A 22,851-nucleotide genomic window follows, 5' to 3' on the forward strand; every position below is an offset into this window, starting at 1 on the left:
CGCAGGCCGTTCTGCAACCTCGGGAGGCGGGAAGCAGCCCGAGCCGCCCCCTGCCCTGCCCTTAACGCTTGCGCGCCGGCGGCAGGTCCGTGCAACTGCCTTCGGCCACTTCCGCGGCCAGGCCGACGGACTCGCCCAGGGTTGGGTGCGGGTGGATGGTCTTGCCAATATCCACCATGTCCGCCCCCATTTCGATCGCCAGCGCGACTTCGCTGATCAGATCGCCCGCGTGCGTGCCGACGATGCCCCCGCCGATGATGCGATGGGTTTCCTCATCGAAAATCAGCTTCGTGAAGCCTTCGTCGCGGCCATTCGCAATCGCCCGGCCCGAGGCTGCCCAGGGGAACATGCCCTTGGTGATCTTCAGGCCCTGCTTCCTGGCTTCGTCTTCGGTCATGCCGACCCACGCCACTTCCGGATCGGTATACGCCACCGACGGAATCACCGACGCGTCAAAGTGGCTCTTCTGGCCCGCCGCGGCTTCCGCCGCCACGTGTCCTTCATGCACCGCCTTGTGCGCCAGCATCGGCTGGCCAACCAGGTCGCCAATCGCAAAAATGTTCGGCACGTTGGTGCGCATCTGGCTGTTCACGGCAATGAAGCCGCGATCCGACACCTCGACGCCAGCCTTGTCGGCGCCGATCTTCTTGCCGTTGGGACTGCGGCCCACGGCCTGCAGCACGAGGTCGTAGCGCTGCGGCTCTTTCGGGGCACCCTCGCCCTCGAAACTCACCCACACGCCGTCGTCCTTCGCTTCGATGCCGACCGTCTTGGTCTTGAGCATGATGTTGTCGAACCGATGGGCATTGAACTTCTGCCAGACCTTGACCAGGTCGCGGTCAGCGCCCTGCATCAGGCCGTCCATCATTTCGACCACGTCCAGGCGTGCGCCCAGCGTCGAGTACACCGTGCCCATTTCCAGCCCGATGATGCCGCCGCCGATGATCAGCATCTTTTTCGGCACTTCCTTAAGCAGCAAGGCGCCGGTGGAATCGACGATACGGTCGTCTTCCGGTGCGAACGGCAATTTGACCGACTGGCTGCCCGCCGCGATGATCGCGTTGGCGAACTTGACCGTCTGTTCGCCGTCGTCGGCCTTGACCGACAGCGTGTTGGCGTCGACAAAGGTGCCCACGCCGCGGATCACCGTGACCTTGCGCGCCTTGGCCATGCCGGCCAGACCACCGGTCAGCTTGCCGATCACGCCGTCCTTGAACGCGCGCAGCTTGTCGAGGTCGATGGTCGGCTTGCCGAAGCTGATGCCGTGATCGGCCAGCGCAGCGGCTTCGTCGATGATCGCTGCGGTGTGCAGCAGCGCCTTCGACGGAATGCATCCCACGTTCAGGCACACGCCGCCCAGCGTCGCATAACGCTCGACCATCGCGACCTTCAGGCCGAGATCGGCCGCGCGGAACGCCGCCGAGTAGCCGCCCGGGCCAGCGCCCAGCACGACCACGTCGTACTCGCCCTCGGCCTTGGCCTTGTAGGTCTGGACGGAGCTGTCGTCAGCGCGTGCAGGCTTGGACGACGCCGCGGCAGCCGCGGCGCCCGACGAGCCCGCGCTGGAGCCACCCGCACCGGAACCACTCGCGCCCGACGAACCCGACGCGCGGGGCGCATCGGCTTTCGACGCGGCGCCCGGACCGGCAGGCAGCGGCACCGGATCGGGATCCGGCTTGTCATTGCTCTGGTCGCCCAGTTCGTCAATCTTGGCCGGCGCGGTTTCGGCCTTGGCCGTTCCCCCCGTCGCCGACGCCTGAGGCGCCGACGCCGTCTTGCCAGAGCTCGCGCCCGACGCCGCAGCGCCGTCCGGCTCGATTTCGATCAGCACCGAGCCCTGGCTGACCTTGTCGCCGATCTTGACCGAAATGGCCTTGACCACCCCGCCCTGGTCGGCCGGGATTTCCATGGACGACTTGTCGGATTCGACCGTGATCAGGCTCTGTTCCGCCTTGACCGTGTCACCCACGGCCACCAGGATCTCGATCACTTCGACGGCGTCGAAGTCACCGATATCAGGTACCTTCAGTTGAATAGCCATGCCATCTCCTTACAGGATCACGCGGCGGAAGTCCGCCAGCACGGCGCCCAGATAGGCGTTGAAACGCGCAGCGGACGCGCCGTCGATGACACGGTGGTCATACGACAGCGACAGCGGCAGCGTCAGTTGCGGCACGAATTGCTTGCCATCCCACACCGGCTTCATGGCCGACTTGCTCACGCCCAGGATCGCGACTTCGGGTGCATTGATGATCGGCGTGAAGTGCGTGCCGCCAATGCCGCCCAGCGACGAAATCGAGAAGCAGCCGCCCTGCATTTCGGCGGGGCCCAGCTTGCCGTCGCGTGCCTTCTTGGCCAGTTCGCCGGTTTCCACCGCGATCTGCATGATGCCTTTCTTGTCCGCGTCGCGGATCACCGGCACGACCAGCCCGTTGGGCGTGTCGGCAGCGAACCCGATGTGGAAGTACTTCTTGAGCACCAGGTTGTCGCCGTCCAGCGACGCGTTGAACTCGGGGAATTTCTTGAGCGCGGCCACGACGGCCTTGATCAGGAAGGCCAGCATTGTGACCTTGACGCCCGACTTCTCGTTTTCCTTGTTCAGCGCCACGCGGAACGCTTCCAGGCCGCCGATATCCGCTTCGTCGTTGTTCGTGACGTGCGGGATCATCACCCAGTTGCGGTGCAGGTTCGCACCGGAAATCTTCTTGATGCGCGACAGCGGCTTGGCTTCGACTTCGCCGAATTTGGCAAAGTCCACCTTGGGCCATGCCAGCACCTGCAGCCCGCCGCCCGCACCGGCCGGCGCGGCAGCGGCAGCCACCGGCGCGACGGCGCCCTGCGCCATGACCTGCTTGACATAATTGCGCACGTCGTCGGGCGTGACACGGTTCTTGGGACCGGTCGCAGGAACCTTGGTCAGGTCCACACCCAGTTCGCGCGCGAACTTGCGCACCGAGGGCGACGCGTGGGCCTTCGGACCGCCGGCAACCGGCGTATCCACGGCCGCAGCAGGCGCCGGACGCGATGGCGTGGCGGCCTGCGACTCGCTTGGTTGCGCGCCGGCCTGCTGCGACGCGGCCGAAGGCGCATCGGCCTGAGCGGCAGGCGCAGGTGCGCTGGCCGCGGCCTTGGCAGCCGGCGCCGCGGCAGCCTTGGAGGCGCCACCCGACTTCAGCTTGACCAAGTTGCTGCCCTTGGACACCTTGTCGCCGATCTTGACCAGCACTTCGGTGACTTCCCCCGCAACCGCCGTCGGGATTTCCATCGACGACTTGTCGGACTCGACCGTCACCAGGCTCTGCTCGGCGCTGACCTTGTCACCCACCGCCACCAGCACTTCGATGACTTCGACTGCGTCGAAATCGCCGATGTCCGGCACGGTCACGATTTGTTCGGATCCGCCGGCAGGCGCGGCATCGGCCGCAGGCGCGTCTTCGGCCTGGATCTCGGGCTTGGATTCGGGCTTGGACTCAGCCTTCACGTCAGCCTTGGCTTCCGGCTTCGCACCTGCCGACGTCGCCGCCTTGGCAGGTTCAGGGGCCGGCTTGGCGGCAGGCGCATCGCCCGACGCTTCGACTTCGACCAGTACCGTGCCCTGGCTCACCTTGTCGCCGATCTTGACCTTGATGGCCTTGATGACACCCGCTGCTTCAGCCGGGATTTCCATCGACGACTTGTCCGATTCCACCGTCACGAGGCTTTGCTCGGCGGTGATCGTGTCGCCCACCGCCACCAGGATCTCGATGACTTCCACTTCGCCAAAGTCACCGATGTCCGGGACCTTCAGCTCGTTCACATTGCTCATACCTTATCTCCAGGAAAGCCGGACCCCGGCCGTGCAACAGCCCCGCCGACACGTGCGCGGGGCTGGGGCCGGCCAGGAAGGGGGCGGCGCGATCCGGTCGCGTCGTCCCCTCCCGGCCGTCATCATGCGTAGTGGGGGTTGGCTTTCTCGGGGTTGATGCCGTACTTGGTGATCGCTTCGGCCACCTTGGCCATCGGGATCTTGCCTTCGTCCGCCAGCGCCTTCAGGGCCGACAGCGTGACGAAGTGACGGTCCACTTCGAAGTGCTCGCGCAGCTTCGTGCGGAAGTCCGAACGGCCGAAACCGTCGGTGCCCAGCACGCGATACTCGCGGCCGCGTGGCACGAATTGACGGATCTGGTCGCCAAAGGCCTTCATGTAGTCGGTCGACGCGATGATCGGGCCCGTCGTGCCTTCCAGCAGTTGCGTGACATACGGCACCACCGGCTTCGCAGTCGGGTGCAGCAGGTTCTCGCGTTCCGCATCCAGGCCGTTGCGGCGCAGCTCGGTAAAGCTGGTCACGCTCCAGACGTCGGCGGCGATGCCCCAATCGGCTTCGAGCAAGGCCTTCGCGGCGATGACTTCGCGCAGGATGGTGCCCGAACCCAGCAACTGCACCTTCAGGTCGGCCTTGGCTTCGCTCTTCATCAGCGGGTACATGCCGCGGATGATGCCCTGCTCGTCGCCTTCCTTCAGACCCGGCTGCGCGTAGTTCTCGTTCATTACCGTGATGTAGTAATAAACGTTTTCCTGATCCTGGATCATGCGCTTCATGCCGTGCTGGATGATCACAGCCAGTTCATGCGCAAACGTCGGATCGTACGCCACGCAGTTCGGGATGGTCGCGGCCAGCAGGTGGCTGTGACCGTCTTCGTGCTGCAGGCCTTCGCCGTTCAGCGTCGTGCGGCCGGCGGTGCCGCCCAGCAGGAAGCCCCGGGCCTGCATGTCGCCAGCGGCCCAGGCCAGGTCGCCGATACGCTGGAAGCCGAACATCGAGTAATAGATGTAGAACGGCACCATGATGCGGTTGTTCGTCGAGTATGACGTGGCAGCCGCGATCCACGAGCTGAATGCGCCCGCTTCGTTGATGCCTTCTTCCAGGATCTGCCCGTCTTCCGACTCGCGGTAGTACATGACCTGCGCCTTGTCGACCGGAACGTACTTCTGGCCTTCGTGGGCGTAGATGCCGATCTGGCGGAACATGCCTTCCATGCCGAAGGTGCGCGACTCGTCGGGCACGATAGGCACGACGCGCGGACCGAGTTCCTTGTCACGCAGCAGCTGCGTCAGGATCCGGACGAAGGCTTGCGTGGTCGAGATCTCGCGGCCTTCGGCGGTCGGGTCGAGCACGGCCTTGAAGGTCGAGAGCGGCGGAACATTCAGCTTCTCATCGGCATTCAGGCGACGCTTCGGCAGGTAACCGCCCAGGGCCTTGCGGCGCTCGTGCAGGTACTGCATTTCTGGCGAATCTTCCGGCGGCTGGTAGAAGGGAACGTCTTCCAGCTTGTCGTCGGCGATCGGGATGTTGAAACGGTCGCGATAGGCGCGGATGATGTCCGCGTCCAGCTTCTTCTGCTGGTGAGCCGGGTTGCGGGACTCGCCGGCGGTACCCATGCCGTAGCCCTTGATGGTCTTGGCCAGGATGACCGACGGACGGCCCACGCTCTTGGACGCAGCGTCGAACGCGGCGTACACCTTGTGGGGATCGTGGCCGCCACGGTTCAGGCGCCACACGTCTTCGTCGCTCATGCGGCTGACCATTTCCAGCAGCGCCGGGTGCTTGCCAAAGAATTTTTCGCGCACGAATGCGCCGTCGTTGGCCTTGTACGCCTGGTACTCGCCGTCGACGGTTTCTTCCATGACCTTGCGCAGGATGCCTTCCTTGTCGCGCGCAAGCAGCGGATCCCAGTAGCCGCCCCAGATCAGCTTGATGACGTTCCAGCCCGAACCGCGGAATTCGCCTTCGAGTTCCTGGATGATCTTGCCGTTGCCGCGCACCGGACCGTCCAGGCGCTGCAGGTTGCAGTTGATCACGAAGACCAGGTTGTCGAGGTTTTCACGCGAAGCCAGGCTGATGGCGCCCAGCGATTCGGGTTCGTCCATCTCGCCGTCGCCGCAGAACACCCAGACCTTGCGGTTGCTGGTGTCGGCAATGCCGCGGGCATGCAGGTACTTCAGGAAACGGGCCTGGTAGATCGCCATCAGGGGGCCAAGGCCCATCGAGACGGTCGGGAACTGCCAGAACTCGGGCATCAGCTTGGGATGCGGGTATGACGACAGACCCTTGCCGTCCACTTCCTGGCGGAAGTTGTTCAGCTGGTCTTCGGTCAGGCGGCCTTCAAGGAAGGCGCGGCCGTAGATGCCGGGCGACGAGTGGCCCTGGAAGTAGACCAGGTCACCACCGTGGCCTTCATGTTCGGCGTTCCAGAAATGGTTCTGGCCCGTGCCGATGATGGTGGCGAGCGATGCGAACGAGGCAATGTGACCACCCAGGTCACCGCCGTCGGCCGGGTGCAGCCGGTTGGCGCGAACGACCATGGCCATGGCGTTCCAGCGCACATACGAGCGGATGCGCTCTTCAAGGTCCAGCTTGCCCGGATGACGCGGCTCCATGTGCGGCGGGATCGTATTGACATACGCCGTGTTCGGAGAAAACGGGATATAGGCGCCCGAGCGGCGGGCGTGATCGATCAGACGTTCGAGCAGATAGTGGGCACGGTCCGGCCCTTCGCGGTCCAGTACCGCCTCGAGTGCATCGAGCCATTCCTGGGTTTCAAGCGTATCTTCGTCGTTGGCGGCGCCTTCGCCGGCCCCGATCTGAGGAAGAGCGGACATATCTGTCTCCTGAGTCTATGGTCGTCCGGCAGATGGGTAATCCGCCGGGCTTTTTGCCCCTCGATGCCTGGTCCGCGCAAGCTGTATTTCGCACGAAAAGGAGCAACTTGGCCGCGATTCTAGAAGGCGGCCTTGCCTCGTGGCAACCTAAATTTCATGCTGCGGTGCGTCATATCATAATGTGAAATGTCTCACCCAAAAAATGTGAAGGCCTTGTGCCAAACATAGGCGGAATCGCCCAAAAAGCCCCGCCCGGCTGCGTAAACTACGCAGATGTCCAGCACTACGCCTCCCAATATTCCTGCCCCGTTCCGGGAGCATGTCCGCCTTCGCCGCCGCAGCTGGTATTGGCTCACGCCTGCCATCGCGCTTGGCCTGTTCGTTTGTGTCATGGGATCGATCCTGTGGTGGCTCGATGCCCGTGACGACGCCCAGCGTTATGGCACCCTGGTGCGTGACGTCGACTGGGCCCAGCAGTCCATGCGGCTGCGCATGCTGGCGGCCCGTGATCGCATCGGCGCGCTGGGACGCGATCTGGTCCGTACCAATATGAACGAGGGGCGCTTCCTGGATGACGCCCGGGAACTGCTGACCGAACATCCCGAAATCATCCACGTTGCCTGGGTGGACGCCGACCGCCACGCGCAGTGGATATCCACGCCCGAGCGCCGCGCCAGCCAGTCCTTCCGCATGAGCACGCCCGGCGTCTCGGACCCCGGCGCGGTCATGGCTTTCGAAATCGCCCGCAACGAACATCGCCCCACCTACTCCCGCCCCTACCAGGGCCAGTACAACGAGGTCTACGTCGACCTCTATCTTCCGGTTTTCCAGAACGAACGCTTCCTCGGCAATCTGGCCGCTGTCTATTCGGTTGACAGCATGTTGCAGCAGTTGATTCCCCAGGAAACGGGCCGCAAGTACAAAGTGTCCATATTGGATGGCGAAGACCGCACCCTGGTGTCCTCGTCCTCACGCGCCGACAAGGCCGCCGTCAACGCGTACGAAGTCCCGCTCGATCCTCCCGGCAACGGCATGGTGCTGCGGGCCCACGCCTACCGCACCACGACCGAAACGTCGCAGACCATGCTGGTGTGGGTGGTGGTGTCGCTGTCGGCCGTCATCATCTGGAGCCTGCTGGCCCTGTGGCGCCATACCCGTTTCCGGTCGCAGGCCGAAGAAGCGCTCATTGCCGAAACGGGCTTTCGGCGGGCCATGGAAAACGCCATCCTGACCGGCATGCGCGTGATCGACATGGAAGGCCGCATCACCTACGTGAATCCGGCCTTCTGCCGCATGATGGGCTGGAACGAAGCCGACCTGATCGGCCGCGCGCCACCCTACCCCTATTGGCCCCAGGGCGACCACGAAGCGCAGCAGCGCGCCATCGACATGCTTCTGAGCGGCAATGCGCCCAGCAGCGGTTTCGAGATGGAAGCGCAGCGGCGTGACGGGTCGATCTACTGGACGCGGATGTATGTGTCGCCGCTGCTGGATCAACGCGGCGTGCAGACGGGCTGGATGACATCCATGACCGATATCACCGAGCCCAAGCGCATTCGCGAGGCCTTGGCGGCCGCGCACGAACGTTTCATGACGGTGCTGGAAGGCCTGGACGACGCCATCTCGGTCACGGCCGAATCGGCCAAGGGTTCGGAACTGCTGTTTGCCAACAAGACCTATCGCCGCGTGCTGGGTTCGCAGGCGACCGGCCATGACGAACTGTCGGCCGGCCGCCGAGGCCGCTTCACCGACGAGGCGATCGAGGTGTATTCGTCGTCCACCCAGCGCTGGTTCGAAGTCCGCCATCGCATGCTGCAGTGGTCGGACGGCCGCCGCGTACGCATGCAGGTGGCGCGCGACATTACCGAACGGCGTGCGTCCGAAGAAGCATCGCGCGCGCAGCAGGAAAAGATCCAGCTCACCAGCCGCCTGATCACCATGGGCGAAATGGCCTCGTCACTGGCCCATGAACTGAATCAGCCGCTCACGGCGATTGCCAACTATAGTATGGGCGTCGTGGCGCTGGTGCGGGCCGGTGTGACCGACTCCACCAAGCTGCTTCCGGCGCTGGAGAAGACCACGGCACAGGCCGAACGTGCCGGGATGATCATCCGGCGCATCCGCGAATTCGTGAAACGCAGCGAACCGAAGCGCAAGCGCGTCAACCTGCTCACGATCGTGGATAATGCGGTCGGTTTTGCCGGGATCGACTCCCGCCCGAAACGGATTGATATCGTCAAAAAAATACCAGAACAGTTGCCAGACGTTCTTGCCGACCCGATCCTGATCGAACAGGTGCTGTTGAACCTGCTCAAGAATGGCCTTGAAGCCATGCAGGAAACGGCGGGGCGGGAACTGCTGGTGGAAGCGAACCTGCGCGAAGATATGGTTGAAGTGGCAGTGACCGATACCGGACATGGCCTCGGCGATCCCGAACGGCTGTTCGAGCCCTTCTACAGCACCAAGCCGGAAGGCATGGGCATGGGCCTGAACATCTGCCGGACGATCATCGAGTTCCATCACGGGCGGCTCTGGGCTGAACCCAATCCCGACGGAGGCACGATTTTCAGGTTCACGCTTCCCTGGGTTCGTCCGCTCGTCGCCACCGGACCGGCCCAAGAACAGGAATCCGCACCCAAGGAGCTTACCGAATGAGCATTAGTCCCCAGTCCAGCACGGTCTTCATTGTCGATGACGATGAGGCAGTGCGTGATTCACTACGCTGGCTGTTGGAGGCGAACGGGTACCGGGTCCGCGCGTACGACAGCGCCGAGCGCTTTCTTGCCGACTACGATCCTGCCACCGTCGGCGTGCTGATCGCCGACGTGCGCATGCCTGGCATGACCGGCCTCGAACTGCAGGAACAGCTGATCTCGCGGCATTCGACCCTGCCGATCGTGTTCATCACCGGTCATGGCGACGTGCCGATGGCAGTGGCGACCATGAAGAAAGGCGCCGTCGACTTCCTCGAAAAGCCCTTCAACGAGGCCGACCTGCGCCAGAGCATTGCTGCGATGCTGGAGCAGGCCCACGCCAAGGCGGCCGACGAAGCCACGCGCCGCGGGCACGAAGCCCTGCTTTCGCGCCTGACGGTGCGTGAACAGCAGGTGCTCGAACGCATCGTGGCCGGCCGCCTGAACAAGCAGATTGCCGATGACCTTGGCATCAGCATCAAGACGGTCGAGGCGCACCGCGCCAACATCATGGAAAAGCTGCAGGTCACGACCGTGGCCGACCTGATGAAAGTGGCCCTGCACCACCGCCCTTCCGCCTGAGCCTGCGCCGGCGCCAGCGCCAGCGCGCCGGCTTCTGCCCGGGTGACCCTCGCCCCGCCGCATGTCCCTGGACGCGCGGCGGGGCGAGGCTTTTTGTGCGGGCTGCGCGGACACGTGGCGCGGACATTTTCAGCCTGGCGCCCCCATTTGGCGGGCGGCCCCTCAGGTAAAATCCGGCATCGCCACGCTTAGCGTGCCCCATCCGCTTCGGAGCTCCCATGACCGCTCGCCTCATCAACGGCACTGAACTTGCCAAATCCGTCCGCCAGGAAGTCGCCGTCCGCGCCGCCGCCCTTACCGCCCAGGGCACGCAGCCCTGCCTGGCCGTGATCCTGGTCGGCGAAAATCCGGCGTCGCAAGTGTATGTGCGCAACAAGGTCAAGGCCTGCGAAGAATCGGGCCTGCGGTCGATTCTGGAACACCACCCCGCCTCGCTGGGCGAAGCCGACCTGCTGGCGCGCATCGACGCGCTGAATACCGACCCCGATGTGCACGGCATTCTGGTGCAGCTGCCGCTGCCCAAGCATATCGACAGCCACAAGGTGATCGAAGCCATCGCGGCTGAAAAGGATGTGGATGGTTTCCACATTTCGAATGCAGGCCTGCTCATGACCGGCCAGCCGCTGTTCCGCCCGTGCACGCCCTATGGCGTCATGAAAATGCTCGAGGACCAGGGCGTGGCCCTGCGCGGCGCCGAAGCCGTCGTGGTCGGCGCCAGCAACATCGTGGGCAAGCCGCAAGCCATGCTGCTCTTGCAAGCCGGGGCAACCGTCACCATCTGCAATTCCAAGACGGTCGACCTGGCGGCGCATACCCGCCGTGCCGACGTGCTGGTAGTGGCCGTGGGCCGCGCCAACATGATCACCGGCGACATGATCAAGCCGGGCGCGGTCGTGATCGATGTGGGCATGAACCGCCTCGACAACGGCAAGCTGGCGGGCGACGTGGATTTCGCGTCCGCCGTGGAAGTGGCCGGCGCCATTACGCCAGTACCGGGCGGCGTCGGCCCCATGACGATTGCCATGCTGCTGGTGAACACCATGGAAGCCGCCGAGCGCAGCGCTGGCAGCGTCGCCTCCAGGCCGGGCCGCCCGTCCTGAATTTCCTGCCTGCCGCGGCCTGGCCGCGCGCGGGTCGAACCGTTCACGCCTTACTGCCGGGAAACGTTTATGACCGCAACTGACAATCCGCTTCTCGCCACGCAAGATCTGCAGGCCTTCGACGCCATCACGCCTGACCACATCGGCCCGGCGATCGCCGAGCTGATTGCCCAGGCACGCCAGGCCGTCGACCGCGCTGCCGATCCCAGCCTGCACCCGACCTGGGACGCCGTAATCGAACCGCTGGACGACGCCGCCGAGCGGCTGTCGCGCGCGTGGTCGGCCGCTGGGCACCTCAATTCGGTGGTCAACACGCCCGAGCTGCGGGAAGCGTATAACGCCGCGCTGCCGTCGGTGACCGACTTCTGGACCTGGGTCGGCCTGCACGAAGGGCTGTACCGCCAGTATCGCCGCGTGCACGACGCGCCCGAATTCGCCTCGTTGTCGCCGGCCCGCCGCCGCATCATCGAACTGGCGCTGCGCGACTTTCGCCTGAGCGGTGTCGAACTGCCGGAAAAAGAACGTGCGCGCTACGCCGACATCTCGTCGCGTGAAGCCGAGATCACCAACAAGTTCTCGGAAAACGTGCTGGACGCGACCGACGCGTTTGCGCTGTACATCGACGACGAAGCGCGCCTGAAAGGCATTCCGGCCGACGTGCTGGATGCCGCCGCGGCGGCTGCGCGCGCCGACGACAAGACCGGCTGGAAACTGACGCTGCAGATCCCGAGTTACATGCCGGTCATGCAGTATGCGGATGATCGCAACCTGCGCGAAACGCTGTACCGCGCTTACGGCACCCGCGCATCCGAACTGGGCGACGCCGCTTTCGACAATTCGCCCCTGATCTCGGAACTGCTGGCGCTGCGCGCCGAAGAATCGGGCCTGCTGGGCTACAAGAGCTTTGCCGACAAGCAGCTGGAATCGCGCATGGCGGGCAACCCCGACGCCGTGTTCACGTTTTTGCGTGACCTGGCCGAACGCGCCAAGCCGTTCGCGCAAAAGGACGTGGCCGAGCTGCGTGAGTTCGCCAAGGCCAAGCTGGGCATGGACGACCTTGAGCCCTGGGACATGGCCTACGTGTCGGAAAAGCTGCGGACCGACCGCTATGACTATTCCGAGCAAGAGGTAAAGAAGTACTTTACCGAGCCGCGCGTGATCGCCGGCCTGTTCGAAGTCGTCGAAAAACTGTTTTCGGTCAAGCTGGAAACGGTGGATGCGCCCAAGTGGCATCCCACGGTACGGCCGGTGCGCATTTCGCGCGACGGCAAGCTGGTCGGCCATCTGTATTTCGACCTGTACGCCCGGTCGGGCAAACAGGGTGGCGCGTGGGTCGACCTGGACCGCAACCGCCGCCTGCGCAACAGCAGCGTGCAGACGCCGGTGGGCTTTTTGACCTGCAACTTTGCGGCGCCGGGGGAAAACCGTCCGTCCTTGCTCACGCACGACGACGTCATCACCCTGTTCCACGAAATGGGCCACGCCCTGCACCTGGTTCTGTCCGAAGTGGACGAACTTGGCGCCTCGCCGTTTTCCAGCGTCGAGTGGGACGCCATCGAACTGCCCTCGCAGTTCATGGAAAACTTCTGCTGGGAATGGCCTGTCGTGTCGCGCATGAGCGCCCACGTCGACACCGGCGAGGCGCTGCCTCGCGTGCTGTTCGACCGGATGCTTGCCGCGCGCAACTTCCAGGTCGGCCTGCAGACGGTGCGTCAGCTCGAATTTTCGCTCTTCGACATGACGCTGCATCACCAGACGACCGGCCTGAGCATCGAGCAGGTGCTTGCTGCGCAGCAGACCGTCCGTGATGAAGTCGCCGTGCTGTTCCCGCCGGCGTGGCACCGGTCGTCGCATTCGTTCTCGCACATCTTTGCGGGCGGATACGGCGCCGGATACTACAGCTACAAGTGGGCCGAGGTGCTGTCGGCTGACGCCTATGCCGCGTTCGAAGAGGCCGCCAAGGCCATCGAAAGCGCGGGTGGCGACACGCTGCTGCCGGCGGTGGGCGAACGGTTCCGGAAAGAGATCCTGGCGGTCGGCGGCAGCCGCCCGGCTATCGACTCCTTCCGCGCTTTCCGGGGCCGCGAGCCCAGCATCGACGCCCTGCTGCGTCACAGCGGCATGGTGGCTGAAACGAACTGACGGCTTGAGCGGGGACCCGGGCCAGGCCCGGGTCGGGTGCAGGCCGGCCAGATCCGACGCCCGCGCCGCAGGCTGAGGAGGTCGGCTCCGGCCGGCCTGCCATGTCGGCCTGCCCCCTCGGCTTGCCCTGTCCGCCTGCCCCGCCGGCCTGCCCTGTCAGGCCGCTTCCGCCCCGCTGGCGCCCACTCGCTGGGGCGCCATTACTGTCAGTTCAACGGCGATCAGCGCCTTGTCCAACAGTTCGGTCAAGCTGGCCTGTGTCCCCGCCGGGGCGATGGCGGCCTCGCCATACACCGCCACGAGCTCCTTGATGCTGGACGGCGTCGCCAGACATTGACGCGTCCGGGACCGCGCGGTGCCCGAGAACCGGAACCGCCGCAGGACGGCCTCAACGTCCCAGCCCTTGGGCATGAACACCCACTCCGTAAAACCCCGTTGCGACAGGCCGGTCAACACAAGCACTGGCACGTCCGTCGTACGCGTTTGCACCATACGCAACTCCCACAGTGCGCGGCCGCGTCAAGCAAATTGCCGGGCTTCCCGGCACGCCACGCACCGCATTTGCATTAGACGCAAATTATGAAGCAATACATTGCGTCACGCGCTTTGCGTGGTGAGCAAGCGACTTTGACAATGCGGGCATGCATATCGGGTACGCGATTCGTTCGACCCGCGAGCGCCTCGGGCTGACCCTCGAAGCCGTCGCGATGGAAGCTGGCTTTGACGCCGGCAATCTGTCGCGCATGGAGCGCGGCCAGCAAGCCGTGACCGTCGACCGCCTGGCGCAGGTGGCGACCGCCCTGCAGGTGCGCGTGTCGGACCTGTTCCTGCTGATTGAGTCGCCGTCCACTGAAGCCGAAAACCAGCTGCGCGACAGCGAGATCAACCGCTACGACGAAGAGATGCAGTCCGTGCGCCGCCTCTACAGCGCGCTGGACAGCCAGCATCGCCAGATTGCATTGCAGATGCTTCGTGGGCTGACCAAGGCACAGAAAGCCGCTGCCGAGCAGGCAGCCGCCAGCCGAGCCGCGAAGAAGACCGCCAGACGAAGCTGAGCGAGATCCCGCGGATGGCGGTCTGGCTATTCACGATCTGGCGCAACGCCCCGCGCCACGCCTCTGACTGGCCTCACACGGTTTGGCAGAGCACTATCCGGCCGGGGCACGTTGCGTCGCCCCGACCATTCACGCCGCGCATACAACAATGGCCGCCCCTCAGTCCATGCCGGGGCGGCCATTGTGTGTAGAGCCGATGCCGCTTACGCCTTGCGCGTCAGTTGCGAGATGTCGCGCACCGCGCCGCGGTCGGCAGACGTCGCCATCATGCCGTAGGCCTGCAGGGCCTGCGACACGATGCGTTCGCGGCCGACCGGCTTCCAGGCGTCGGCACCCAGGGCCGCCATCTCTTGACGGCGGTGCGCCAGGTCCGCATCGCTGACGCGCAGCTGGATCGTGCGGTTCGGGATGTCGATGTCGATCATGTCGCCTTCCTGCACGAGACCGATGTTGCCACCCTCGGCTGCCTCGGGCGATGCGTGACCGATCACGAGACCCGATGATCCGCCCGAGAAGCGGCCGTCGGTGAACAAGGCGCACGATTTGCCCAGGCCCTTGGACTTGATGTAGGACGTCGGGTACAGCATTTCCTGCATGCCGGGGCCGCCTTTGGGGCCTTCGTACGTGATGACGATGGCGTCGCCGGCCACGATCTGGTCACCCAGAATGGCTTCCACCGCAGCGTCCTGGCTGTGGAACACGCGGGCACGGCCGCTGAACTTCAGGATGCTTTCGTCCACGCCTGCCGTCTTCACGATGCAGCCATTCAGCGCCAGGTTGCCGTACAGCACAGCCAGGCCGCCGTCTTGCGAAAAGGCGTGCGCCTTGTCGCGAATGCAGCCGCCCGCACGGTCCACGTCCAGGGTGGCAAAACGCTTGTCCTGGCTGAACGCAACCTGGGTGGGCACGCCGCCCGGCGCGGCGCTGTACATGGAATGCACGGCCTCGTCCTTGGTGATCGTGATGTCGTAATTCTTGATCGCGTCGCCCAGCGTCCTGGAATGGACGGTATAGGTCGTCAGGTCGAGCAGGTCGGCACGCGACAGTTCACCCAGGATGGACATGATGCCGCCAGCGCGGTGCACGTCTTCCATGTGGTATTCCTGGGTCGCGGGCGCCACCTTGCACAGACACGGCACCTTGCGCGAAATGCGGTCGATATCGCTCATGGTGAAGTCGACGCCGGCTTCCTGCGCTGCGGCCAGCAAGTGCAGCACGGTGTTGGTGGATCCGCCCATCGACACGTCCAGCGCCATCACGTTTTCAAACGCCGCCTTGGACGCAATATTGCGCGGCAGGACGGTTTCATCATCCTGCTCGTAGTAACGCTTGCACAGGTCGACGACCAGGCGGCCGGCGCGCAGGAACAGCTGCTTGCGGTCGGCGTGCGTGGCCAGCAGCGAACCGTTGCCCGGCAGGGCCAGGCCCAGCGCTTCGGTCAGGCAGTTCATGGAGTTGGCCGTGAACATGCCCGAGCACGATCCGCACGTGGGACAGGCAGAGCGTTCGTAGTTTTCGACGTCTTCGTCGGACACCGAACTGTCGCCGGCCTTGATCATGGCGTCGATCAGATCGACCTTGATGACCTTCTGGCCCTTGACGGTGGTGTCGGCCGACGGGTGATAGGCCTCGATGACCTTGCCCGCTTCCATCGGACCGCCCGACACGAACACGACCGGGATATTCAGGCGCATGGCGGCCATCAGCATTCCGGGGGTGATCTTGTCGCAGTTCGAGATGCAGACCATGGCGTCGGCGCAATGCGCATTCACCATGTACTCAACCGAGTCGGCAATCAGCTCGCGCGACGGCAGCGAATACAGCATGCCGCCGTGGCCCATCGCAATGCCGTCATCGACGGCAATGGTGTTGAATTCCTTGGCGACGCCACCAGCAGCTTCGATCTCGCGCGCGACCATCTGGCCAAGGTCTTTCAAGTGCACGTGGCCCGGCACGAACTGGGTGAACGAGTTGACGACGGCCACGATCGGCTTGCCGAAATCGCCATCCTTCATACCGGTCGCGCGCCATAGTGCGCGAGCCCCGGCCATATTGCGTCCGTGGGTCGATGTGCGTGAACGGTATTGCGGCATAGCAATTCTCACAAGTTGGGTCTGGCGAACCAATAATTATAGGCTTGTTCGCCAAGACGCGCTGTCAGGCTGGCGCTGCCGCCTCGCGGGTTTCCCCGATGGACGCTTCGCTGGCTGATCCGATTCGCCGCGTCCCCGGCTCAAAGGCTGAACTGACGGCCGCAGGCGCCCCGCGATTCGCGCAGGCGCCCGGCGCGACTTCTGCGCTTCGCCCTGCCCATCCTCACCCTTGCCTAGCGCCGACGCACGATATGGCGCGCCGTTTATCTTGGTAAGCTTGCGCTCGACCGTATGCGGGCGCGTTGACGCGCTGACGGTCGGTCTGCTTGCCCATCACGCCTTGCGGTGTCTGTCCATGCCTTTGCCTGTCTTTTCCTTGCTCCGCGCCTGCGGGTCTTGCCACACCCGTCGCCCCGCCCGTCATGGCGCGCTGGCCGCCGTCCTGGCCGTTGTCCTGAGCGCCTGCGCGTCGGCCCCGCCGCGCGACATGGACACCATCGTGCCCCTGTCCGCCGAGACCCGCGCCGCGCTTCCGGCGGCCATGATGACGCAGCGCTATGTGCTGATGGGCGAAGTGCACGACAACCCGTTTGGCCACGCATGGCGCACGCAGGCGCTCACGCGCGCCATCGAGGCCGGCTGGCGCCCGGCTATCGCCATGGAGCAATTCGACACCCGCTTTCAGCCGCTGCTCGACCTGGCCATGGCGACCTGCACCGACGCCCCGTGCGTCATCGCCGCGGCGGTGCCGGGCAAGAGTGCATGGGAGTGGACCTATTACGAGCCCGTCATCGACCTGGCCCTGAAGTACAAGCTGCCGCTGCGCGCCGCCAACCTGTCGCGCGCCGACGCCGCCAAGGTCGTACGCGGCGGCCTGTCGGCGGTGTTCACGGGCGCCCAGCTGCGCGACATGGGCCTGGCCGTGCCCCCGCACGCGGAACTGATGGCCGCCCAGGAACAGGCCGTGGCTGACGGACACTGCGGCATGCTGCCGCCCACCCTGCACGCGCCCATGGCCACCGCCCAGATCGCCCGCGACGCCGTCATGGCCGACGTCATGCGCGCCGCCGCGGGCCCGGTTGTGCTGCTGGCCGGCAACGGCCACGTCCGCAAAGACATCGGCGTTCCGCAATGGCTGGGCGCGCCCTCCCTGTCCATCGGCTTCATCGAAGGCCGCGCCACCACCGGCGCCTACGACCAGGCCGAAGGCATGATGCCCATCGCCCGCCCCGACCCCTGCGAAGCCGTCAAATCCCTCGCCACCCCCGCACCCGGCAACCCACCGCTCGACCCCGGCGCGTCCACTCCCCCACACACCAACGAAATCGTCCGCACCACCGACGACCCCCCCTCACCCGCCGCCACCCCCCTGGACCTCAACCGCGCCAACCGAGCCATCCACTAAGCCCGCTCGCCCCCGGCCCAGGACCCCACAACGCCCCAGCCCAACCCGCCCCCCCAGCGACCAAAAAAAACGCGGACTCTCGTCCGCGTTCTGCCTTCCATTCACCGCACCCCCAAAGCCCCGCCCTTCCAGTACGCAGCCAACCCACTCCACCCGTCCACCCGCACCACCCCGGAGCGAGGCGCCCGCACCAAGAGCGTTCAAACCAGGGGCACAGTGGATCTGGCTCCGCCAGTCCACCAGTGCCGCCCCCTGGGGGAGGCGCAAAGCGCCATGGGGGGGGCTAAATCCAGGGCACAGTGGATCTGGCTCCGCCAGTCCACCAGTGCCGCCCCCTGGGGGGAGGCGCGAAGCGCCTAGGGGGGGATTACTTCCACACATCCCGCGCAATATCCACCGTCAGCTGCAGCTTCGCCCACTGCTCGCTCTCGGCCAGATCATTGCCTTCTTCCGTCGACGCGAATCCGCACTGCGGGCTCAGGCACAGCTGATCCAGCGAGACATACTTGGCCGCTTCGTCGATGCGCGCCTTGACGTTGTCGGCGTTTTCCAGCTCGCCGGTCTTGGTCGTGACCAAACCCAGCACCACGTTCTGGGTACCCGGCTTCACGAACCGCAGCGGCTCGAAGCCACCGGCACGCGCGCTGTCGTATTCCAGGAAATAGCCGTCGATGTTCAGCTCGCCGAACAAGGTCTCGGCCACCGGCTCGTAGCCGCCTTCCGAAATCCACGTCGACCGGAAATTGCCGCGGCAGATATGCATGGAAATTGTCATGTCGCTGGGCCGGTCGGCGATCGCGTGGTTGATCATCTTGGCGTAGATGCGCGCAAAGGTATCGGGATCTTCACCACGCTGGCGCACCAGGTTCTTCTGTTCTTCGGAGCACAGGTAGGCCCACACCGTGTCGTCCAGCTGCAGATACCGGCAGCCCGCGTCGGCAAACGCGTGCACGACCTTGCGATAGGCCTCAGCCAGGTCGTCGAAGAACGCTTCCATGTCCGGGTAGACGGTCTTGTCGATCGCGTTGCGGCCGCCGCGAAAGTGCAGCAGGCTGGGGCTCGGGATCGTCATCTTCGGCATGGCCTTCGCGTTCGCTTTGAGGAACTTGAAGTGCTCGATCATGGGGTGCGACGTGAAGCCGAGCTTGCCGGTGACCTTGACGCTGCGCGCCTTGGTCTGCACGCCATTGAACTGGATGCCCTGGATCGATTCGTAGCCCTCGACGCCGTCCAGGCCTTCCAGGAAGTCGAAGTGCCACCACGAGCGGCGGAATTCGCCATCGGTCACCGCTTCCAGACCGATCTCTTCCTGCCTGGCAATGACCTTCTGGATCTCGCGATCCTCGATCTCACGCAGGCCATCGGCCGACAGCTCGCCGGCCAGGCGGCTGGCGCGGGCGGCCTTGAGCGCGGCGGGCCGCAGCAGGCTGCCGACGGTGTCGGCGCGGAAGGGGGGAACGGTCTTGTGCATCCTGGTTTTCCTTATTCGTTGGAGTGACGCTGCCGGTCACTGCAACCGGCAGCGGCAAGCCCAGGAGTTTACCTGCTGGCAGGCGCGAATTACTTGCCTTTGGCTGCGCCTTCGTTGGGCCAGAACAGGGTCAGGTTGGCCGACGCATCGTTGGCGATCGACACCTTCTGGCTTTGCACCTTGCCCTGGTAGGTTGCCGTCAGCAGGTAATCGCCGGGAGGCAGCTTGGCAAAGAATTGCGGGCCTTCGGCGCGCGCTTCGATCACCTTGTCGCCCTGGCGCGCCGGGGTCAGCCGCAACTGGACGCCTTCCAGGTATTCGCCGCCAGCTTGGGCCATGGTCAGATGGAAGTTGTAGCGGGCGCGCACTTCGTTGAGCTGGGCGCGCTCTTCGTCGCCAACGCCGCCCGACACATACTCGATGGCGCCGGCGCGCTTGGGTTCGAGCGCCTGGGCGGGCATCACGCCCCAAAGAACGGCGGTCGTGGCGAGCACCAGCGAGATGCGCAGTGTCATGGTCATGAAAGTTGTCCTGGACTTCGAAAAGCCGACATCGTACGGCCCGGCCACGCCGCCACCATGCTGACGACACACCCTCTTGCACTTGATGCGCGGCTGCAATCAAGCCTGACGCCAAGGTAAAACGCCGCGGCGGCGCACCGATGGCGTCCCGGATCCTGCGCCCTCGCAACACCGGGGAAAACCGCAGTAAGCATGCACTCCTCGCAGCACGCTATCATTTGTCAAAACATGGGCGAACGACGTGATAACGACACTCTGGATGATCTGGGCCGTACTGGCCGTCCTCGGATTCATAGGAACCATGCGCATGGAGCGCAGCGCGGTCAAGGTCGATGGCGCGGCCGGCTGGCTGACCTTCGGCTGGTTCGGCGTGTTCATCCTGTGGGGCATTCCGTTCATGGCGCTGCTCACCCTCGGAATCTGGCTCAGCCGGACGCTGCTGTGATGCGCGTCGTCGCACGCTGCCCCGGCTGATTGCCTGCCATGTCACGCATTCCTTCCGAACTCGAGATCGACGCCGCCCTGGCCCACCGCAGGCGGCTGCAGGCCGTGCGCCTGACCGGCATGCTCGACTCGCCCAGAGACGAGCGTTTCGACCGCCTGACCCGGCTGGCCGCCAAGCTGATCGACGTGCCGGCCACCTTCATCTCCTTCATTGACGAAGACCGCGACTTCTTCAAAAGCAGCTTTTGGGTGGAGCCGCCCGTGCATGACGTGCGCCAGGTCGAAGGGCGCACCTTCTGTCACTACGGCCTGGTGTCGGCCGGCCCGCTGGTGGTCGACAACGTGGTCGATCACCCGGAGTTCCAGGCCATTCCCCTGATCGAGGTGCTGGGCGTGCGGGCCTATCTTGGCGTGCCGCTGATCACCGACGACGGCATGCACCTGGGCAGCTTCTGCGCCATTGATATGCGAGGCCGGCGCTGGACGCAGCGCGATATCGAGATCCTGAGCGAACTGGCCCATTCCACCCTGCGGGAAATCTCGCTGCAGCAGGCCTTGCAGGATGTGGCACGCAACCTGGAAGCCGCCAAGGAAGCGGTGCGCAAACACGAAGAACTGGTGGCGACCATCGCGCACGAGCTGCTCGGGCCGCTGCAGATCGTGACCTTTTCAGCCGAGTCCCTGCTGCTGGGCGACCTGACTCCGGCGCAGCGCACATCGCTGACGCGCGTGTCGACAGCGGGCGACGGCATGGCAGAACGGATCAAAAGCCTGACCGGTGCGGCGTCGCGCACCCTGTCGGGCCTGGTCCTGAAGGACGTGTCGGTCGAAGACCTGCTGTCGCGCGCGACCTCCATGATGGCGGCGATTGCGGACCGCAAGCAGGTCAGGCTGGTCTTCGAGGTCGAACCTGGACTGCCGAATATCCGGGTGGACCTGGCGCGACTGCTGCGCATCCTGGGCGCCCTGATCGGCAATGCGGTCAAGTTCGGGCCCGCCAACACCACCGTGCGCATCACGGCGGAACGCCACTACGACATGATCAGTTTTTCCGTGATCGATCACGGCATGGGCATTCCGGAAGACCAGTTGCCGCATGTGTTCGACCGCTTGCGGCAGCCGGGTGCCGATCCCGGACAGGCGCCCGGCGTGGGCCTGGGTCTGGCGATTGCCAAGGAACTGGTCGAAGCGCATGGGGGCACCCTGTCCGCCAGCAGCACCCACGGCAAGGGCAGCGTCTTCAGCTTCACCCTGCCAACGGATGGCGACGATCAGGCCTGAGCCGCTGGCTTGCAGACCCTCCCTTGCAAACCCTCGCTTGCACCGCCCTGCTCAAGCCCCTGCCCTGCTTACGCCGCCGCCCGTCTCGGCCACCACCGCTGCCCGAACTGGCTCACCAGCAGGCCGCCCAGCACCGCAAGGGTCCCAATCCACTGCGCCGGCCCCAGCCGCTCATCGAACACAAGGGCAGCCGTGATCAGCCCCACCACAGGCACCAGCAGCGAGAACGGCGCGATGCGGCTGGTGGGATGCCGTTTCAGCAGCCGTGCCCACAGGCTGTAGGCGGTCAGCGTCGCCAGGCAAGCCAGGTAGCTGACCGCGGCAAATTCCTTCCATCCCGCGTTCGACAAGGCCGCAAAGGTGTGGTCGGCGCCTTCCAGCCAGAACGCCAGCAGAAAGAACGGCACGACAGGGACAAGGCTGCTCCATACGATCAGCGCAAACGAGTCATAGACCGGCGCGGCGCGTCCGGTAAAGCGGATCACGACGTTCGACAATGACCACATCAGCGCCGCCCCCACCGTCAGCAGAAAGCCGAGCAAGGTCATGTCGCCAGGCCGGCCGCCCGCCGAGGTGGCGATGCAGCCCAGTCCCACCGCGGCAATGGCCAGCCCCAGCCACTGGCACGCGTGCGGCCGCTCGTGCAGCAGCACGCCTGCCAGGATCATCGTAAAGAACGCCTGGGTCTGCAGGACCAGCGATGCCATGCCCGCCGGCATCCCAACGTTGATCGCGGTGAACATCAGTCCGAACTGGCCCAGCCCCTGCGTCAGCCCGTAGATCACCACGAACCGCACGGGCACCTTGGGCGGTTTGATAAAGAGCAGCAGGGGCAAGGAGGCCATGCTGAATCGCAAGGCGCCCAGCAGCATGGGGCTCAACCCCTGCACGCCAAACTTCATGACCACGAAGTTCAGCCCCCAGATGACGACCACCAGCAAGGCGCACAGGTATTCGCTTGGAGTGAGTCCGGCGCGCGTCATGCCACCACCCTGGACACGCAAGGCCGCGGGCTGCGGCAGGAATAGCGGCAAGACGGGGTCAGGAGCATGGCGGGCACGGATGGGCTGCGGGGACGCCCACTATATCGTCCCCAGGCCTAGGTGGCTTCCTTTGCTTCCTGTCCTTGTGGCCCGTTTTTCATGACCCCTCGAATATTCAGCGCCGCCAGGCTCACCTGCAGCACGATCAGCGCCCAGGCCGACGTGTGCACGCCCCACACGATCCACAGCACATTGCTGAGCAGGAACAGCCAGAATCCCCAGTTGCGTTTGTGCTTGGACAAGGACGCCACCAGGTAGGCCGCCAGCACAGATACCACCATGGCGGGCCATTGCATCAAGTCGATCAGATCGTTCATCCAGCCTTCCTTCCCCATATCGTGATGACGGCTTCGAGCAAGCGGCATACCCAGGCAAAAATACC

General features: G+C 64.9%; 16 protein-coding genes and 1 pseudogene. 8 read left to right on the forward strand and 9 right to left on the reverse strand.

What is annotated here, in order from left to right; translation table 11 throughout:
• Nucleotides 1-61 precede the first annotated feature (61 nt).
• The 3 genes from lpdA to aceE all read right to left on the reverse strand — a co-directional run bounded on the left by lpdA (nt 62) and on the right by aceE (nt 6,639).
• On the reverse strand, nt 62-2,041 hold the full coding sequence (lpdA, locus tag IE116_RS05555) for a dihydrolipoyl dehydrogenase (RefSeq protein WP_189610522.1): 1,980 nt from the start codon (nt 2,039-2,041) through the stop codon (nt 62-64).
• 9 nt (nt 2,042-2,050) lie between these two features.
• The gene (gene aceF, locus IE116_RS05560) at nt 2,051-3,805 is read right to left on the reverse strand and encodes a dihydrolipoyllysine-residue acetyltransferase (RefSeq protein ID WP_189610524.1); all 1,755 of its coding nucleotides are present in this window, start codon (nt 3,803-3,805) and stop codon (nt 2,051-2,053) included.
• A 122-nt stretch (nt 3,806-3,927) separates the two neighbouring features.
• Nucleotides 3,928-6,639: a pyruvate dehydrogenase (acetyl-transferring), homodimeric type gene (gene aceE, locus IE116_RS05565; RefSeq protein WP_189610526.1), complete on the reverse strand. Its 2,712-nt coding sequence runs from the start codon at nt 6,637-6,639 to the stop codon at nt 3,928-3,930.
• 1,068 nt (nt 6,640-7,707) lie between these two features.
• On the opposite strand from aceE, the pseudogene IE116_RS05570 reads away from it, so the two are divergent.
• The 4 genes and pseudogenes from IE116_RS05570 to IE116_RS05585 form a co-directional block, all read left to right on the forward strand.
• Nucleotides 7,708-9,294 (forward strand): annotated as a pseudogene (locus IE116_RS05570) (PAS domain-containing sensor histidine kinase); the annotation flags it as partial.
• Nucleotides 9,291-9,914 (forward strand): response regulator transcription factor, encoded by a 624-nt coding sequence (locus IE116_RS05575; protein WP_179587322.1) that lies wholly within the window; start codon nt 9,291-9,293, stop codon nt 9,912-9,914. The pseudogene IE116_RS05570 and the gene IE116_RS05575, both read left to right, overlap by 4 nt.
• 218 nt (nt 9,915-10,132) lie before the next feature.
• Nucleotides 10,133-11,014: a bifunctional methylenetetrahydrofolate dehydrogenase/methenyltetrahydrofolate cyclohydrolase FolD gene (gene folD / locus IE116_RS05580; RefSeq protein ID WP_189610528.1), complete on the forward strand. Its 882-nt coding sequence runs from the start codon at nt 10,133-10,135 to the stop codon at nt 11,012-11,014.
• A gap of 69 nt (nt 11,015-11,083) precedes the next feature.
• Complete coding sequence (locus IE116_RS05585; RefSeq protein ID WP_189610530.1) at nt 11,084-13,156, forward strand: M3 family metallopeptidase; 2,073 nt, start codon at nt 11,084-11,086, stop codon at nt 13,154-13,156.
• Between the two features lie 156 nt (nt 13,157-13,312).
• Here the strand turns inward: IE116_RS05585 and IE116_RS05590 are convergent, their stop codons facing one another.
• On the reverse strand, nt 13,313-13,648 hold the full coding sequence (locus IE116_RS05590) for a hypothetical protein (RefSeq protein ID WP_189610533.1): 336 nt from the start codon (nt 13,646-13,648) through the stop codon (nt 13,313-13,315).
• 149 nt (nt 13,649-13,797) lie between these two features.
• On the opposite strand from IE116_RS05590, the gene IE116_RS05595 reads away from it, so the two are divergent.
• Nucleotides 13,798-14,211 carry a helix-turn-helix domain-containing protein gene (locus IE116_RS05595; protein ID WP_189610535.1) on the forward strand — a complete coding sequence of 138 codons (414 nt, stop codon included), beginning with the start codon at nt 13,798-13,800 and terminating at the stop codon, nt 14,209-14,211.
• A gap of 203 nt (nt 14,212-14,414) precedes the next feature.
• Here the strand turns inward: IE116_RS05595 and ilvD are convergent, their stop codons facing one another.
• Nucleotides 14,415-16,304: a dihydroxy-acid dehydratase gene (ilvD, locus tag IE116_RS05600; protein ID WP_189610537.1), complete on the reverse strand. Its 1,890-nt coding sequence runs from the start codon at nt 16,302-16,304 to the stop codon at nt 14,415-14,417.
• Between the two features lie 355 nt (nt 16,305-16,659).
• Between ilvD and IE116_RS05605 the strand changes: the two genes are divergently transcribed.
• Nucleotides 16,660-17,709 (forward strand): ChaN family lipoprotein, encoded by a 1,050-nt coding sequence (locus IE116_RS05605; RefSeq protein WP_189610539.1) that lies wholly within the window; start codon nt 16,660-16,662, stop codon nt 17,707-17,709.
• A gap of 367 nt (nt 17,710-18,076) precedes the next feature.
• Here the strand turns inward: IE116_RS05605 and IE116_RS05610 are convergent, their stop codons facing one another.
• Together IE116_RS05610 and IE116_RS05615 are read right to left on the reverse strand one after the other, a co-directional pair.
• Nucleotides 18,077-19,180, reverse strand: a complete 1,104-nt coding sequence (locus tag IE116_RS05610) for a cobalamin-independent methionine synthase II family protein (protein WP_189610541.1) — start codon at nt 19,178-19,180, stop codon at nt 18,077-18,079.
• Nucleotides 19,181-19,269: 89 nt separating this feature from the next.
• The gene (locus tag IE116_RS05615; protein WP_189610543.1) at nt 19,270-19,701 is read right to left on the reverse strand and encodes a carboxypeptidase regulatory-like domain-containing protein; all 432 of its coding nucleotides are present in this window, start codon (nt 19,699-19,701) and stop codon (nt 19,270-19,272) included.
• Nucleotides 19,702-19,960: 259 nt separating this feature from the next.
• Between IE116_RS05615 and IE116_RS05620 the strand changes: the two genes are divergently transcribed.
• Nucleotides 19,961-20,146, forward strand: coding sequence for a hypothetical protein (locus IE116_RS05620; protein WP_189610545.1), 186 nt, complete (start codon nt 19,961-19,963; stop codon nt 20,144-20,146).
• 38 nt (nt 20,147-20,184) lie between these two features.
• On the forward strand, nt 20,185-21,426 hold the full coding sequence (locus IE116_RS05625) for a GAF domain-containing sensor histidine kinase (RefSeq protein ID WP_189610547.1): 1,242 nt from the start codon (nt 20,185-20,187) through the stop codon (nt 21,424-21,426).
• A 68-nt stretch (nt 21,427-21,494) separates the two neighbouring features.
• Here IE116_RS05625 and IE116_RS05630 read toward each other — a convergent pair whose 3' ends face one another.
• A complete protein-coding gene (locus tag IE116_RS05630) occupies nt 21,495-22,409 on the reverse strand; it encodes an EamA family transporter (protein ID WP_189614459.1) in 915 nt (304 codons plus the stop codon).
• Between the two features lie 116 nt (nt 22,410-22,525).
• The gene (locus IE116_RS05635; RefSeq protein ID WP_189610549.1) at nt 22,526-22,786 is read right to left on the reverse strand and encodes a hypothetical protein; all 261 of its coding nucleotides are present in this window, start codon (nt 22,784-22,786) and stop codon (nt 22,526-22,528) included.
• Nucleotides 22,787-22,851: the final 65 nt, after the last annotated feature.

The organism is Pigmentiphaga litoralis (assembly GCF_014651835.1).
Classification (GTDB): Bacteria; Pseudomonadota; Gammaproteobacteria; order Burkholderiales; family Burkholderiaceae_B; genus Pigmentiphaga; species Pigmentiphaga litoralis.

Bases quoted from the DNA above. Each gene is read 5' to 3' on its own strand.
- aceF (WP_189610524.1), bottom strand. From the start codon at position 3,805: ATGAGCAATGTGAACGAGCTGAAGGTCCCGGACATCGGTGACTTTGGC.
- IE116_RS05605 (WP_189610539.1), top strand. From the start codon at position 16,660: ATGCCTTTGCCTGTCTTTTCCTTGCTCCGCGCCTGCGGGTCTTGCCAC.
- folD (WP_189610528.1), top strand. From the start codon at position 10,133: ATGACCGCTCGCCTCATCAACGGCACTGAACTTGCCAAATCCGTCCGC.
- IE116_RS05620 (WP_189610545.1), top strand. From the start codon at position 19,961: ATGATCTGGGCCGTACTGGCCGTCCTCGGATTCATAGGAACCATGCGC.
- IE116_RS05625 (WP_189610547.1), top strand. From the start codon at position 20,185: ATGTCACGCATTCCTTCCGAACTCGAGATCGACGCCGCCCTGGCCCAC.
- IE116_RS05615 (WP_189610543.1), bottom strand. From the start codon at position 19,701: ATGACCATGACACTGCGCATCTCGCTGGTGCTCGCCACGACCGCCGTT.
- IE116_RS05595 (WP_189610535.1), top strand. From the start codon at position 13,798: ATGCATATCGGGTACGCGATTCGTTCGACCCGCGAGCGCCTCGGGCTG.
- ilvD (WP_189610537.1), bottom strand. From the start codon at position 16,304: ATGCCGCAATACCGTTCACGCACATCGACCCACGGACGCAATATGGCC.
- IE116_RS05635 (WP_189610549.1), bottom strand. From the start codon at position 22,786: ATGAACGATCTGATCGACTTGATGCAATGGCCCGCCATGGTGGTATCT.
- aceE (WP_189610526.1), bottom strand. From the start codon at position 6,639: ATGTCCGCTCTTCCTCAGATCGGGGCCGGCGAAGGCGCCGCCAACGAC.
- lpdA (WP_189610522.1), bottom strand. From the start codon at position 2,041: ATGGCTATTCAACTGAAGGTACCTGATATCGGTGACTTCGACGCCGTC.
- IE116_RS05630 (WP_189614459.1), bottom strand. From the start codon at position 22,409: ATGACGCGCGCCGGACTCACTCCAAGCGAATACCTGTGCGCCTTGCTG.
- IE116_RS05575 (WP_179587322.1), top strand. From the start codon at position 9,291: ATGAGCATTAGTCCCCAGTCCAGCACGGTCTTCATTGTCGATGACGAT.
- IE116_RS05610 (WP_189610541.1), bottom strand. From the start codon at position 19,180: ATGCACAAGACCGTTCCCCCCTTCCGCGCCGACACCGTCGGCAGCCTG.
- IE116_RS05585 (WP_189610530.1), top strand. From the start codon at position 11,084: ATGACCGCAACTGACAATCCGCTTCTCGCCACGCAAGATCTGCAGGCC.
- IE116_RS05590 (WP_189610533.1), bottom strand. From the start codon at position 13,648: ATGGTGCAAACGCGTACGACGGACGTGCCAGTGCTTGTGTTGACCGGC.